The organism is Phormidesmis priestleyi ULC007 (assembly GCF_003003695.1).
Classification (GTDB): domain Bacteria; phylum Cyanobacteriota; class Cyanobacteriia; order Leptolyngbyales; family Leptolyngbyaceae; genus Phormidesmis_A; species Phormidesmis_A priestleyi_A.
On record NZ_PVWG01000024.1, the window covers coordinates 19,310 to 34,333 of the forward strand.

Sequence of the window (15,024 nt, forward strand, 5' to 3'; positions counted from 1 at the left end):
GCTTACACAAACCGCGAAGGTTTTAACCAAGAATCAAGCATCTGATCGACAGAGTGGCTTAAACCTCCGAGGTTTTGGTCAAAATGCGTAAGTCCTGTTGATTTTGCTGAAGATGTTGAATCCATCAGGCAGTTTATTTTTTCGCCAACCTTTCTTCGGTTACAACCCAATTTAGCAACCCTTCGCAGGCATCAAACAACAGGTCAATCACCTGATTAAAGCCTTCTTCACCCCCGTAGTAGGGATCAGGAACTTCCCTAAGCGTGTGGCGGGTGCAAAAATCACACATCAAGCGCACCTTCTGCCCATATCGACCCGATCGATCGAGGGCACAAAGGCCTTCATAGTTGTCGCGATCCATCGCTAAAATTAGGTTAAATTCTTCAAAATCAGCTTTTGTAAACTGACGGGCATGACCGACTAGCTCAATGCCTCGAAGTCTGGCAGCCCCATTCATGCGACGATCGGGCGGGTTGCCGATGTGATAGCTTGACGTGCCCGCAGAATCGCACTGAATCTGATCGGCTAACCCCGCTTGTTGAATCAGGTGATTCATAATATTTTCTGCCGAGGGCGATCGGCAAATGTTGCCCAGGCAAACGAAAAGTAGTTTATAAGTCATCTTTTTTGAATGCAAAAACCGGGCTACCGTATTTTAGATTAATCGGTTAGCCCGGTTGAGAAAAACAGGTGAACGGTCTGACGTTACATCCCCATGCCAGGCAGGTTTAGCCCGCCAGTCAGTTCTTCCATTTGTTCGCGCATGGTTGCGGTCGATTTGCTATAAGCATCTTGCATGGCTGCTAAGACTAAATCTGCAACTAGCTCTGGCGACTCTTTCAGCGCATCGGCAGAGATGGTGACATCGATCGGTTCTTGATTGCCACTCAGCACAACCTTAACCAATCCACCGCTCGATTCGCCTTCAATTCGCATTTGTTCAAGTTCTTCTTGAAGGCGCTTTGCCCCTTCTTGAACTTGTTGAGCTTTTTGGAAGGCTTCTTTCAGTTCCTTCATTTTGCCCAGACCAAAGCCAAATCCCTGTCCTTGTGACATAACTTCCTACGTGGGGTTGAGTGGAGTGTTAATCAGAATGCTCTGATTTGATGACGGTTCCATCGTGCGTCATCCAGGCAATGAGAATAGCACGCGATCGTGATGGAAGCCAAACAGATTCCATTATGACATTGCCTGAGACGGTCGGGTGAAAATCTTGCTCAAACCAGGATCGTGAATTAAATCAACGTGAATTCGATAAGATCCTGCGCTGCGGTTGCACCTCTGGAACGCCCCCTAAATCCCCCACCAGTGAGGGACTTTGAACTGAAAGTCTAGGTCTGAAGTCCCCCAAAATGGGGGATTTAGGGGGCTGAAGCGCTGAATGACGAAGCGAGAAAACTCATCGAACTGATATTAAATCATGTCGATAAGATCCTGCGCTGCGGTTGCACCTCCGAAACGCCCCCTAAATCCCCCACCAGTGAGGGACTTTGAACTGAAAGTCTAGGTCTGAAGTCCCCCAAAATGGGGATTTAGGGGGCTGAAGCGCTGAATAACGAAGCGAGAAAACTCATCGAACTGATTTACTTGAGCAAGGTTTCTTTGACGTAGGTGACGGTGGCATAGAACTGGAAGTCAACGTTTTTCTTTTTAGAAAATCCGTGTCCTTCGTCTTTTGCCATCAAATACCAGATCGGAACTTGATTTTTTCGCACGGTTGCGACGATTTGCTCGGCTTCGTTGAGCGGCACCCGCGGATCGTTTTTGCCGTGAATCACAAATAGAGGTTTTTGAATGCGATCGGCGTTGTTAACTGGCGAAATCTTCAGCAAAAATTCTCGCATTTTGGGGTCGCGTTCGTCGCCATATTCGACGCGGCGCAAATCTCGTCGATAGCCTTCGGTTTTTTCGAGAAACGTGACAAAGTTTGAGATGCCGACAATATCGATCGAGGCGCGAATGCGATCGCTGTAGTGGGTTGCCACGGCGAGAGACATATAGCCGCCATAGCTGCCGCCTGTGACTAGAATTCGATCTTTATCGAGATCAGGTTGGGTGGCGATCCAATCCAACAGTGCGCCGATATCTTTGACAGAATCTTCTCGCAAAAATCCGTCGTCTAACTTGAGAAACGTTTTGCCGTAGCCTGTAGAGCCGCGCACGTTGGGAAAGATCATCGCTACGCCCAACTCGTTTAAGTAATAGTTGGCGCGTCCTAAGAAAACGGGACGAAATTGTCCTTCAGGGCCGCCGTGAATGTCGATGATCACCGGACGTTTGCCCGCAAATTTGGCAGGCGGACGATACAGAAATCCAGAGATTGATTTGTCGTCAAAACTCTTCCAGCGCACTAGTTCTGGTTCTGAAAACTTGGAGGTGTTTAAACCGCCTGTTTCGCTCTCTGTCCAGCGATCGACTTTATTCGTCACCAGATTTAGAGAATAAACATCGGCGGTCGATCGCGCAGAAATCAGCGTGAAGCCCAAATCCTGATTGTTGCGATGCCAGGTGATGCCATAAACTAATCCGACTGGCAATTTTGGCAGCGAGATTTCCTTGCGGGTAGCGGTATCTAGGATATGGAGAACGCTGGCTCCGTCTTCGTTGGTGACAAAGGCGAGGTGTTTGCCATCTTTAGAGAGATCAAAATCTTCAACATCCCAAGGAATTTGGCTCGTGAGATAAGTGGGTTGAGACGTAGCTAAGTCAACGTAAGCGAGACGAGAAAACTCTGAGTCACGATCGCTGACGACATACAAACCTTTGCCATCTTTGCTAAATACGCCACCCTGGTAAGAAATCTTTTCTTTGCCGTTTTTAGGCGTGATTAAAGTTTTCTCACCCGATCGCGTGTCTACTAGCCAAAGATAGCTTTCATTCACCGATACATATTCTTGAATCAGCAGTTGGCGATCGTCAGGCGACCAACTCAATCCGCCCCAGCCCCCACCTTCCACTGTGGAGAGTAAGCGATCGCTCTGCGAATTTGCGGGATCGATGCTGTAAAAGTCAGTATCTTGACCCGTTCGCCGAGTGGAGGTGTAGATCATGCGATCACCGCGATTTGACCAGATGCCGCGACTGTTTTTTGATTTGCCATCGGTCAACAGCGTCACATCGCCCGTCTCGAAGTTATGGCGATAATTTTGGCTAAACTCGTTGCCGCCGATGTCTTTGCTCAACACAAAATAGTCGCCTTGAGTGGGCTGATAGGTTGCCCCACTCACCCGCTCAGGAAAGAACGTCATCTGCTGACGACTGCCCAACGGAAACTTGACTAAATGCACCTGTGGCGTGTCTGCAAAGCGCGTCGAAATCAACATTTCTCGCTTAGTCGGATGCCAACTCGACAAACTCGCCGATCGAAATTGCGTATAGCGATCGACGGTTTCGGCAAGCGTAGCGGGGATTGAGGGAATGCCCTCAGTCACTAAATTTTCGTTGGGCGCGATCGCAGCCCCTTGAGCAAGAACCATAAAGGAAGGTAGTAGAACAACTGCAAGAATAGCGGCTATAAAAGTTGAGAAGAATTTCATTTCTCAATCGTCTGTAGAAGAAAGGGGACAGGGGACAGACTTTGTTCCTGACCAATCGGTAAAGGTATTCTCATCTTTATAGTGTCGGGGTGTTTGTAAGATCAAGCGCCAAGCTTCTCCAGCATCCAACAAATTGAACCGATCGGCATATCGAGCCTGCAATAGTTCTTGAACGACTGGATAGTAGTCTGAGTTGATGCCTGGGAAAATGTGGTGTTCTGTATGATAGGAAAAGTTCAAGTGGAGTAAGTCAAATAGTTTGGGAACCTTGATTGAAAGGCTATTAACTAGCGGATCGTTAATGCTGGTCATCCGGCAGATTAGATGATTGGTATAGATGTAAAAGATGGCACCACTGTAGCCAATCCAGATGGGCAGAAAGTAACTAAGCAGCAGTTTTATAGGATGAAATCCGAGGTAAGTTAAGATACTGAGGTGAATGCCTAACATTACCAAGAATTCAAGCGCGATCGCCCTGCGTTCCTTTAAGCTCACTTTGAATGCAGCCGGAGGAAACTCGGTTAAACCATCATTAAACAACAGCACTGACATTAAGTTGCAAAATGTGTGATAGCCCCACGCATGAGCCATCCCAACTCCTAACCAGAATGGATGAATTTCTGCCGATGGGGTGAGGAGATTCCGAATCCATTTTCCCCAGTTTTTGGGTTGCTCATGCAAATAGTTGCGATCGGGGTCGTGCAAAGAGTTGGTCTTGTTGTGATGTTCCCGATTATGCACAGCCTTCCATAATGTGGGGGGTGTCCATAATATTGTCCAGCCTAAAAGACTAACAATCCGTCTCAAGTGTGGATTCTTAATCGCACAACTGTGCATTACCTCATGAGTACTAAATGCTAAAACGATTACACTGTTTCCCATCACCAAAGTGAGCGGTAAATAAAGCCACAAGAAGTAGCCATTCCACTGGGGCAGACGATCGGCAATTCCCCAGCCCAAGATTAAAATTGCAACGTTAATCAACAAGATCCAGACTTTGCTGTGGTCAGAAAGAAATGCTTCTGGAGGCAGCAAAGGGCGCAATTGCTTGGCATATTCTGCTTGCGTAATCAAGCGTTCGCGATCGATGACATTCATAAATTTTTGTAAGCTTAGTTTGATATATGTTGAGACAAGCTTGAAATAAGCTTAAGAAGCCTTAAAAACTATTTTCTCTGTGGCATCTTACTTCAATCCATCAGAGGATGCCTGGAGATAATTCTATGACTTCCCTATCCACTGGACAAGATTTTCAGCGCTACGTTCCTATTGTCGGTGATATTTCTGCTAAAAACCCCTTAGCCTATAGAGCAACTCGCGGGGTCGTCGAAGTTGTGAACGCGGTGCAGATGGCGGTCGCTGAGTCTTATATTAATGGGCTAGAGGTGCCCGACTCGGTTTTGCGATCGCTGTTTAATACCTGTATGCCTGTGATTTTCAAGCATTTCCCATCACTCCTCGCCCCGTATGAATGGGTTTTAGGAGAAACTGACCACTTGGCAGAAGGCTCTAAGGAGTTGATGAAGATTCAATATGATCTCCCCCAAGGCATGTTGAATCGAATGATTGGTGATTGGAAGGTGATTTACCCCAAATACAGCATGGGGTTGTGGGAAAAAGGAGCGGTTGATCTAGAGCAATCTCAAATGCACATGATCGACGACATGATTGAAAAACTTGAGATTCAAGATGGCGACAACATCTTAGATTTTGGTTGTGGTTGGGGCTGCGTTCCAAACTATATCTTGTCTAAGTTTCCGAATGTCAGATTTACGGGCTTGAATCTCAGCCATGAGCAGTGTGAATATATGCGTCAAAAGATGCAAGATCCTGAGAGTTATCTCAGTTCAGGTCGATTCACGCTTGTAGAAGGAGATCTCAACGAGGTTCAGTTTGAAGAAAAGTTTGATAAAATTGTTTCCGTTGGGGTCTTTTGCCATGTCGGAAATTTAACCAATGCTTTCAAAAAATTGGCTTCATTCTTAAAGCCAGAGGGCAAGTTTTTCCTTCACATCATCACGGTTCGCACTCCCAACAACATCTCTAGCGTTTTTACGCACAAATACATCTTTCCTCACGGTCGCTATTGGAGTTTTGATACCGTTCCTACGTTCAACAAAGACTTCAAAACGATCGATAGATGGTATCTGAATGGCACAAATTATCACCAAACTTTTGAAGCTTGGCTGAAAAACTTTGATGATAGCTATGACGAGGTTAAAAATCTAGGCTATGGCATCGACCCGGCTAAGTTCCGTCGCATCTGGCGATTTTATCTGATCTGGCTGGGTTCCAACTTTGCCTGTTGCGATGGTGAGATTAACGGCAACGGTCAGTTTCTCATGGTTCACAATAATTGATGAACACTCGGTTGGTGAGGGAATGTATCTCTCGATACGGTTTCTTTTGGCAGTTTTGTTAGTAGTAAGGAGAGGTAAAATAACGTAAATTCGATGAAGCTTTTCGCTGCGGTTGCGAATCTGAGCTGCCCCCTAAATCCCCCAAAATTGGGGGACTTTGAACCTCAATTCTGGGCTTGAAGTCCCCCAGGATTGGGGGTTTTAGGGGGCTGAAGCGCTGAAGAACGCAGCGAACTGACGTTAAAATAGTCCGTTTTGTAGACGTTGAATCTTTGCTAAAAGACGTATACTAATTGCAAATCTTTTAGTTTTTGGTTTCACGATCGCAGCACAGCACAACAGAATTCGCTTCTAGGGTTCCGGTTTAGCTCAGTTAAACGTCTGGTCCGAGAGAAGCAACCGTTTCTAATCAAACGGTCACACGGCGGGAAAAAAGCCCGGGAGAGCCATACAGCAGTCTTTCACTGTTTGCGGCTTCCTGGGCTTTTGCCATTTATTGTTAAGGAGCCAATCATGTCTACAGCGCCAACAACCGAGCATTCGTTAGAGATTGATCCCGCTTTGATTATTTGGGATGAAATTGTTCCGGGTGGGGCTTACTGGTCGCGGGTGATTCAGCGCGGCACCACCCTGCGAATTATCGATTTAGAAGGCTCTAGAGGAGTCTCAATGCTGTGCTACAACGCCGACAATGTTGTAGAGCGATATAACGCGGCAGACACGGCAAAAATTCAGTTCAACGCCTTTCTCAAAAAGGGAATGGTGCTTTACTCCGATATGGGGCGCGTGTTGTTCTCGCTGACTGAAGATACGAGTGGACATCACGACACATTATCGGGATGTAGCAATGTTGCCACCAATGCCGCCAAATATAGCGATGACAACCGCAACTCTCGCGACAATTTTCTACTTGCTTTGACTAAGCGAAATATGGGCAAAAAAGACATTATGCCGAATCTGAATCTGTTCTCTCAAGTGGTCGTTGAGCCAGACGGATCGATGACGTGGATAGACGGCGCTTCTAAGGCAGAAGACTTGATTGATTTGCGAGCAGAGATGAATGTTTTAGCAATTCTCTCAAATTGTCCGCATGTGCTCGATCCGATTTCGACTTATGATCCTAAACCCATTCGCGTTGTGGTTTGGCGATCGCCTGATCCGAGTGTTAATGATTTGTGTCGAACTGCATCACCCGAAGCGATTCGCGGGTTTCAAAACACGGATGCTTTGTTTATTTAATTCACTACGCAGGAGCACACAATGATTTCAACCACACAACCCGAATTAGATCCTAAGTTAGCCGTTTACGATCAAGTCCTCGCCGCCCGAAAGCCTTGGGCACAAGTGATCAAAAAAGGTCAGACTCTACGAATTGTTGATTTAGGAGGCAATCAGGCAGTCGATTTTTTGGTCTACAATGCCGATGATCCGAGTGAGCGATATAGTGCGCCTGACACGATTCGGATGCAGAACAATATTTTCATTACAACAGGAACGAAACTCTATTCTAATGATGGAAAGGTGCTGATGACAGTGGTTAAAGACACCTGCGGGAAGCATGATACATCGGGTGGTGCGTGCAGTTGTGAAAGCAACTCGGTGCGGTTTGGGTTAGATAAAAAGTGGCAGCATGCCTGTGTCGAAAATTTTCTCTACGCCCTCAAAGATTACGGAATGGGCAAACGGGATATGACGAGCAACATCAATTTCTTTATGAATGTCCCTGTCAGCAAAGACGGCACGTTAGAAATTGTCGATGGCATTTCTGATCCCGGCAGCATTGTAGATTTGCGCGCTGAGATGAATGCGCTCGTGGTGATTTCTAATTGTCCACAGATGAATAACCCATGTAATGCTTACAATCCAACTCCGATTCAATTATTGATTTGGGATGTGTTTTAAGATTGTGAGTTAAATCATATCGGTTATTTGCAAAGACAATGGGCGCGGCAGTGCCATGCCCTTACACAGATTCCCGCATTGACACGCTAATCTCCTGATTATTCACCATGTTTAACAAAGTTTTAGTCGCAAATCGGGGTGAGATTGCCTGTCGAATTATTCGCACCCTCGATCGTCTCAAGATTGCCTCGGTTGCGGTCTATTCTGAAGCAGATGCCTATGCTCGTCATGTGACAATGGCGGGTGAAGCTGTGGAAATTGGAGCAGCGATCGCCGCCGATAGCTATTTGCGCTGGGAGCGAATTTTAGAGGCAGCGCAGCAGACAGATGCTCAAGCGATCCATCCGGGGTATGGGTTTTTGAGCGAGAATGCTGAGTTTGCGGAAGCGTGTGCGGCTGCAAATATCGTGTTTATTGGCCCAACCCCGGATCAGATGCGACGGTTTGGGCTAAAGCATACGGCGCGAGAGTTAGCCGCCCAAAATCAAGTGCCACTCCTGCCGGGGAGTTCGCTTTTGGGAAGCTTAGAAGAGGCGCAGATTGCTGCGAGTACGATCGGGTATCCGGTGATGCTCAAAAGCACTGCGGGCGGCGGCGGAATTGGACTACAGCTTTGTCGCACCGAAGCCGCATTGCCAGAATTATTTCAAACTGTTCAGCGTTTGAGTCAGAATAATTTTGGTCAAAGTGGGGTGTATTTAGAGAAATATGTCGATCGGGCCCGACATCTAGAGGTGCAGATTTTTGGTGACGGCAGCAGCGTGATTGCTCTCGGTGAGCGGGATTGCTCGATTCAACGGCGCAATCAGAAAGTGATTGAAGAAACGCCTGCACCCGGAATCAGCGATCAACTTCGTCACGATTTAGCAGATGCGGCGGTGAGACTTGCTAAAGCGGTTAACTATCAGTCAGCAGGCACAGTTGAGTTTGTATTTGATGCAACGACAAGCGAGTTTTATTTTTTAGAGGTCAACACTCGCTTACAGGTTGAGCATGGCATCACCGAAGAAGTGACCGGAGTTGATTTAGTCGAGTGGATGGTGCGATTAGCGGCTGATGACCTATTTCCGTTAGAGGAGTATCGACATCAGCCTAAAGGACATTCGATTCAAGTCAGAATTTACGCAGAAGATCCGGGTAAAAACTTTCAGCCAAGTTCTGGACTCTTGACAGAGGTTGTGTTTCCCCATTCTGTGCGGTGTGATACGTGGGTCGATCGCGGCACTGAAATTACACCATTTTACGATCCCTTAATCGCGAAGGTGATTGTGCATGGAGATAGTCGCGAAGACACGATCGAGCAATTAAAATCAGCGCTCGATGAATGCCAAATTGCAGGACTTGAATGTAATTTAGATTATCTAAGACAAATTTTAGACAATGAGACTTACAACACTGGTGATATCAGTACGCGATTTCTAGAGTCATTCCACTATACGCCCAGTACGATCGACGTTTTAGAACCGGGAACCTTCAGCACGATTCAAGATTATCCGGGGCGTACGGGATATTGGGATGTAGGTGTACCTCCATCAGGGCCAATGGATTCGTTGGCGTTTCGGTTTGCTAATCAGTTGGTGGGCAATTCGTCGGATGCAGCAGGGCTAGAGTTTACGGTGTCGGGGCCGACGCTGCGCTTTAACACCGATGCCGTGATTTGTCTGACGGGAGCTGAGATGCAAGCCACGATCGACGACAATCCCGTCTCTTTGTGGACGACGATCTCGATTTCTGCGGGCAGTATTTTACGGCTTAAATCGATTCAAGGACACGGCTGTAGAACCTATCTCGCAGTGCAAAACGGATTCAAAATTCCCGATTATTTGGGCAGCAAAGCCACCTTTACGTTAGGGCAATTTGGCGGACACTGCGGACGCACCCTTCGCACCGGAGACGTGCTGAAATTACATCGTGTTCGTGAAAGTCAGCCTCTCCGATCGCTTCCTTCAACCCTGATTCCGCACTACACCAACACTTGGAAAATTAACGTTCTCTACGGCCCTCACGGTGCGCCAGATTTCTTTACAGAGTTAGACATTGCGACCTTTTTTGCAACCGATTGGGAAGTACACTACAACTCTTCTCGAACGGGGGTTCGTTTAATCGGCCCAAAGCCACAGTGGGCGCGGACGGACGGCGGCGAAGCGGGTCTGCATCCCTCGAATATTCACGATAACGCGTATGCGATCGGCACGATCGATTTCACCGGAGATATGCCTGTGATTTTGGGCCCCGATGGGCCGAGCTTAGGTGGATTTGTCTGTCCTGCTACGATCGTGCAGTCTGACCTCTGGAAAGTGGGGCAGCTTAAACCAGGTGACACAATTAGATTCCATCAGTTAACGTTTGCGGAAGCGCTGCAAAAAGAACTTGAGCAAGATCAAGAGATTAACACGCTGCAAAAAAATATACCGTCTAAAGATGCTGTATTGATTACTAATCCATCAGAATTTTTAACACAAGACAGATCTGATCGAGCAACACTGCACGAGATTTCTGAAACACCTGATCAAATCGCGGTGACTTATCGCCCATCAGGAGATAAATATCTTTTGATCGAATATGGCGAACTGGTTTTAGATTTGAATCTGCGATTTCGAGTTCATGCGCTAATGACGCGGCTGCAATCAAATCCGATTGCTGGAATTCTAGATTTAACACCAGGAATACGATCGCTACAAGTTCATTATGACAGTCGGGTTTTGCACTTAGAGCAACTGCTAGAAACGTTACTAGCTGCTGAAAAGCAACTTCCGGCGATCGAGGACATGGAAGTCCCGACGCGAATCATTCATCTCCCGCTCTCATGGGAAGACGAATCGACGTTATTGGCGATTCAAAAATATATGCAATCGGTGCGAAGTGATGCGCCGTGGTGCCCCAGCAATATTGAATTCATTCGCCGGATTAACGGCTTAGACAGTGTTGAACAAGTCAAAGAAATTGTCTTTAACGCCAGCTATTTAGTAATGGGATTGGGCGATGTCTATTTAGGCGCACCCGTCGCGACTCCGATCGATCCGCGTCATCGGTTGGTGACAACAAAATATAACCCCGCTCGCACCTGGACACCCGAAAATGCGGTCGGCATTGGGGGCGCTTATCTGTGCGTCTATGGCATGGAAGGCCCCGGTGGCTATCAGTTTGTGGGTCGCACTGTGCAGATGTGGAATCGCTATCAACAAACGGCTGATTTTCAGGCAGGAAAACCCTGGCTATTGCGCTTTTTTGATCAGATTCGGTTCTATCCCATGTCTGCCCCTGACTTGTTGAAGTATCGCGAAGCATTTATTCAGGGCAAGGTGAAATTAGAGATTCAGGAAAAAACCTTTAGTCTGAGACACTATAACGAGTTTTTGCGATCGATAGCCAACGAAACGATCGCGTTCAAAACAACCCAACAATCCGCGTTTGAAGCAGAGCGCGATCGCTGGGCAGAACTCAATATTCAAGTTGAGACGGCGATCGAGCCTCCCGCAGCAATCCCAGAAAGCGAGTTAGAATTGTCGCCCAACAGCGAGGTGGTGAAGGCACACATGCCCGCTAATGTCTGGCAGATTGTAGTCGAAAAAGGAAACGTAGTTGAGGTTGGAGATAAGCTCGTGGTGTTAGAGGCGATGAAAATGGAGATCGCGATCATCGCTCCGGTTTCAGGTACGATTCTGAATGTTCGATGCACTCAGGGGCAGTTAGTTGCGATCGATCAGGTTCTATTTGTGATTCAGACTGAGGTTTAGTAGAACAATCAACAAGTAGCCTGGAATGTAGACAACAAGACTTTGAACTACCGCTCTGATGACTTGTTGATAAATAGCTCCTTAATGAACAATTGATTTGACGTGAATTCGATGAAGCTTTTCGCTGGGGTTGCAAATCTGGGCTGCCCCCTAAATCCCCCAAAATTGGGGGACTTTGAACGAGAAATTTTATCTAAAAGTCCCCCAAAATTGGGGGGTTGGGGGGCAGAAGCGCTCAACAACAAAGCGAAAGAACTCATCGAACTGACGTTAATTTAGGGGATGGAGAATAGGGGAATCGAACCCCTGACCTCTGCGGTGCGATCGCAGCGCTCTACCAACTGAGCTAACTCCCCGTTTAGTGATATTCTACCATCTCAAAACTACTCTGTTTCTGACTCAAGAGTCTCTTTAGAGAAAACTTGCTGAACCCGATCGAGTTCTAGATCTGAGAGATAGTCTACTGTCCAATTAGCGCAGCGCTGCAACATATGGAACGGATAAGTGTTGGCAACCCCGACTACGGGAATGCCTGCCCGTTTTGCGGCGGCAATGCCTGCGAAGGTGTCTTCGATCGCTAAACATTCAGCCGGATGCAAATCGAGATCGGGAAACGTCTGATTTAAGCGATCAACTGCTAGAAGATAGCCATCGGGTTCGGGTTTACTTACGGTTAAGTCATTGCTCGACACGATCGTAGTGAAATATTCCCGCAATTTACATCGTTCTAAGATAAGCTCGATTTCACTCAGGCTGGCACCACTGACGATCGCTAGTTTGCACTGAGTCGAGCGAAGATTAAAGATTAGATCGTCTAGCCCCAGATAAGTTGGTAAGGTTTCTAAGACTGAGAGTTGCTGCACGTAGGCTTTGGCTTTGCGATCGAGCAGGTCGTCGAGATAGCGATCGCTGACGATTCTGCCGCGACTTTCTAGCAGATCTGAGAGACAGGCGCGATCGCTGCGCCCTAAACACATCTCCCGAAATTCTCCTGGCTTGGGGCGAAGATTTTCCTCGATCAGAAGTTGCTCAATCAACTTTTCGTGAAGCGGTTCGTCATTGATGATCACGCCGTTGAAATCGAAAAGAACTGCTTTGAGCACCATGAAGAAATGAAAAAGACTACTCTCACTTTACCAGGAGGAGAGAAGCGATCGGTTCAAACCCCTAATCTCTTTCCTTACCGAGTATACACAAGTCGTTGATTGCTCCGTTTGAGTCGGCTTGTGCCCCCTAAATCCCCCATTCTGGGGGACTTTGAAACCGGAAGTCTTGGCTCAAAGTCCCCCAATTTTGGGGGATTTAGGGGGCGAAGGTCTCAGCCATAACGAATCGAAAGAGGGGTGTGTACACGGTAGGATCTCTTGCCCCAATCTCAGGAAAGACTACCGGATTTGTTTTTATTTTTCTATACTGGTTTGTTAAACCCACTTAGCCCTCTTTGCTATGGATTTCTCTGGTCAAAATCTGCGAGGACGTAACTTTAGAGGGCAAGATCTGACGGGGGCAAATTTTTCGCACGCCGATATCCGAGGGGCAAATTTTAGCAACGCAATTTTGAGAGGGGCAAATTTTACAGGGGCAAAAGCAGGATTGCAAAAGCGATGGGCAGTCAGTTTAGTGATTTTTTCATTGTTGCTATCAGCTTTCTCAGGATTGTTCTCAGGTATTGCTGGATACCTAGCAATCTATTATTTCATTCCTGGTGATAATTTTAATCCTGTTGCGGGTGGCATTGTACTACTGATATATACCCTCTTCTTTACTCTTACGATTCGTCAGGGCATAGCAGCAGCTCTTGGATTTGTTGTCATTGCTGTCGCTGGTGCTATCGCTGGTGCTGGCGTTGTCGCTGGTGCTATCGCTGGTGCTGGCGTTGTCGCTGTCGCTGGCGTTGTCGCTGTCGCTGGTGCTGGTGCTACCACTGTCGCTGTCGCTGTCGCTGGTGCTATCGCTGGTGCTGGTGCTATCGCTGGTGCTATCGCTGGTGCTGTCGCTGTCGTTGTCGCTGGTGCTATCGCTGGTGCTGTCGCTGGTGCTGTCGCTGTCGCTTTCACGTTGTTGAGTGCTTACATCGCTTGGCGTGCATTAAGGGGCGATGAAAAATTTGCGCTCATTCGGACAATCGGAGTTGCCTTCGGCGCGATCGGGGGCACTTCCTTCTGCGGCGCTGATCTCACCGATGCAGACTTCACCAAAGCCATTATCAAAAGCACCAACTTCAATCACACCAGACAAAAACAAACCATTCTGCATCAAGTCTGTTGGTCAAACGCCACGAAGCTCGATCGTGCCCGTCTCGGAACTTCCATTCTTGCAAACCCTGCGGTCTGTGAATTATTAACCATACGGAACGGCTACAAAAAATCCTATAAAAATGTCGATCTCTACAATGCAAATCTCAAAGGAATCAACCTCGAATGCGCCAATTTAGAACAGGCAAATTTGAGCCATGCAGCCCTTCAGCAAGCCAATCTCAATCACGCAAATTTGACCAAAACCCTCGCCGTTGGAGCAGACTTTAGCCAAGCCTATCTCACCGGAGCTTGTCTAGAATCTTGGAACATCGACCACACCACAAAACTCGATCGGGTCGATTGTCAGTTTGTCTATTTGCTAGAGCAACCCAACGCGATCGGTAGTCGAGAACGTCGCCCCCACGACCCCGACAAAGTGTTTCAGCCCGGAGACTTTGAGAAGCTCTACAAAAAGATTATGGATACCGTCCAAATTCTGCTTCGCGACGGCATGAATCGAGAAGCCTTTGCCGCAGCCTTTCAGGAATTGATGCAAAAAAATCCAGACATCACCCATGAATCGATTTTAGCGATCGAACGTAAAGGCAGCGATGCGTTATTAACGCTAGAAGTCGCCCCCGATGCCGACAAAGCCAAAATCTCTCAAGACTTTCTCAAACCCTATGAAGATCAGGTGCGACAACTCCAAGCAAAAATCGATCACCTGCAACAACTGCGATCGGCTGACATTAAAGATATTGCTCTAGAGTTAGCCCGTCATCCCTTAAACGTTACTAATCAAGCTGTAGGAACTGGAACCATGCAAGAAACTAATGATTCAAGCCGTAATATTAACATTGGTAACATTGGCGGAAACTTCAACGCAAGTGGACAAGCACTCAACTTAGGTGACATTAGCGGCAACGTGACGAATACGATTAATCAATTGCCAGAATCAACAACCGAACAACCTGGAATTAAAGAACTGCTCACAGAACTGCAAACGGCGATCGCATCCGATTCTGAACTCTCAGGAAAAGGCAAAACGAACGCTTTAGAACAAGTCAAAACCCTGGCAGAAGTCGGACAAAACCCTGAACAGCCAGAGAAAAAATCCCTCGGTGAGAAAGCAATGATTTTTTTGAAAGGCACGATCGCCAACCTTCCCGACACCGCCAAACTTGCAGAAGCCTCTAGCAAACTGCTGCCCCTGATTGCCAAAGCGTTAGGATTACCCGTGTAGGCGAATTTC

Annotated in this window: 11 protein-coding genes, 1 tRNA gene, 1 pseudogene and 1 riboswitch; of the genes and pseudogenes, 7 read left to right on the top strand and 6 right to left on the bottom strand. The window is 47.3% G+C overall.

All coding sequences use genetic code 11. From position 1 onward, the window contains the following. Positions 1-133: 133 nt before the first annotated feature. The 4 genes from C7B65_RS17665 to C7B65_RS17680 all read right to left on the bottom strand — a co-directional run bounded on the left by C7B65_RS17665 (position 134) and on the right by C7B65_RS17680 (position 4,634). Positions 134-622: a low molecular weight protein-tyrosine-phosphatase gene (locus C7B65_RS17665; RefSeq protein ID WP_073072975.1), complete on the bottom strand. Its 489-nt coding sequence runs from the start codon at positions 620-622 to the stop codon at positions 134-136. A gap of 83 nt (positions 623-705) precedes the next feature. Then, entirely contained in the window at positions 706-1,056 is a 351-nt protein-coding gene (locus C7B65_RS17670; RefSeq protein ID WP_073072977.1) for a YbaB/EbfC family nucleoid-associated protein, read from the bottom strand. A gap of 527 nt (positions 1,057-1,583) precedes the next feature. Further along, positions 1,584-3,476, bottom strand: a complete 1,893-nt coding sequence (locus C7B65_RS17675; RefSeq protein WP_073072979.1) for a S9 family peptidase — start codon at positions 3,474-3,476, stop codon at positions 1,584-1,586. A gap of 63 nt (positions 3,477-3,539) precedes the next feature. Further along, entirely contained in the window at positions 3,540-4,634 is a 1,095-nt protein-coding gene (locus C7B65_RS17680; protein WP_073072981.1) for a fatty acid desaturase family protein, read from the bottom strand. Between the two features lie 125 nt (positions 4,635-4,759). Here C7B65_RS17680 and C7B65_RS17685 point away from each other — a divergent pair, with 125 nt between their 5' ends. From C7B65_RS17685 to uca, 4 genes are all read left to right on the top strand, one after another. Beyond that, positions 4,760-5,896: an SAM-dependent methyltransferase gene (locus C7B65_RS17685; protein WP_073072983.1), complete on the top strand. Its 1,137-nt coding sequence runs from the start codon at positions 4,760-4,762 to the stop codon at positions 5,894-5,896. Positions 5,897-6,236: 340 nt separating this feature from the next. Continuing rightward, positions 6,237-6,342, top strand: a riboswitch (guanidine-I (ykkC/yxkD leader). 67 nt (positions 6,343-6,409) lie between these two features. Continuing rightward, positions 6,410-7,135: an urea amidolyase associated protein UAAP1 gene (locus C7B65_RS17690; protein WP_073072985.1), complete on the top strand. Its 726-nt coding sequence runs from the start codon at positions 6,410-6,412 to the stop codon at positions 7,133-7,135. A gap of 21 nt (positions 7,136-7,156) precedes the next feature. Further along, a complete protein-coding gene (locus C7B65_RS17695; protein WP_073072987.1) occupies positions 7,157-7,798 on the top strand; it encodes an urea amidolyase associated protein UAAP2 in 642 nt (213 codons plus the stop codon). Positions 7,799-7,905: 107 nt separating this feature from the next. Then, entirely contained in the window at positions 7,906-11,535 is a 3,630-nt protein-coding gene (uca, locus tag C7B65_RS17700) for an urea carboxylase (protein ID WP_073072989.1), read from the top strand. A 283-nt stretch (positions 11,536-11,818) separates the two neighbouring features. Here the strand turns inward: uca and C7B65_RS17705 are convergent. Together C7B65_RS17705 and C7B65_RS17710 are read right to left on the bottom strand one after the other, a co-directional pair. Then, positions 11,819-11,891 (bottom strand) — tRNA-Ala (locus C7B65_RS17705). Positions 11,892-11,918: 27 nt separating this feature from the next. Next, positions 11,919-12,641, bottom strand: coding sequence for an HAD family hydrolase (locus C7B65_RS17710; protein WP_073072990.1), 723 nt, complete (start codon positions 12,639-12,641; stop codon positions 11,919-11,921). A 340-nt stretch (positions 12,642-12,981) separates the two neighbouring features. Here C7B65_RS17710 and C7B65_RS29650 point away from each other — a divergent pair. From C7B65_RS29650 to C7B65_RS17715, 3 genes and pseudogenes are all read left to right on the top strand, one after another. Beyond that, positions 12,982-13,116 (top strand): annotated as a pseudogene (locus tag C7B65_RS29650) (pentapeptide repeat-containing protein); the annotation flags it as partial. Positions 13,117-13,339: 223 nt separating this feature from the next. After that, on the top strand, positions 13,340-13,600 hold the full coding sequence (locus C7B65_RS28840; RefSeq protein ID WP_223257406.1) for a hypothetical protein: 261 nt from the start codon (positions 13,340-13,342) through the stop codon (positions 13,598-13,600). Then, positions 13,594-15,015 (top strand): pentapeptide repeat-containing protein, encoded by a 1,422-nt coding sequence (locus tag C7B65_RS17715; protein WP_244913229.1) that lies wholly within the window; start codon positions 13,594-13,596, stop codon positions 15,013-15,015. The genes C7B65_RS28840 and C7B65_RS17715 overlap by 7 nt, the downstream gene beginning before the upstream one ends. Positions 15,016-15,024 lie beyond the last annotated feature (9 nt).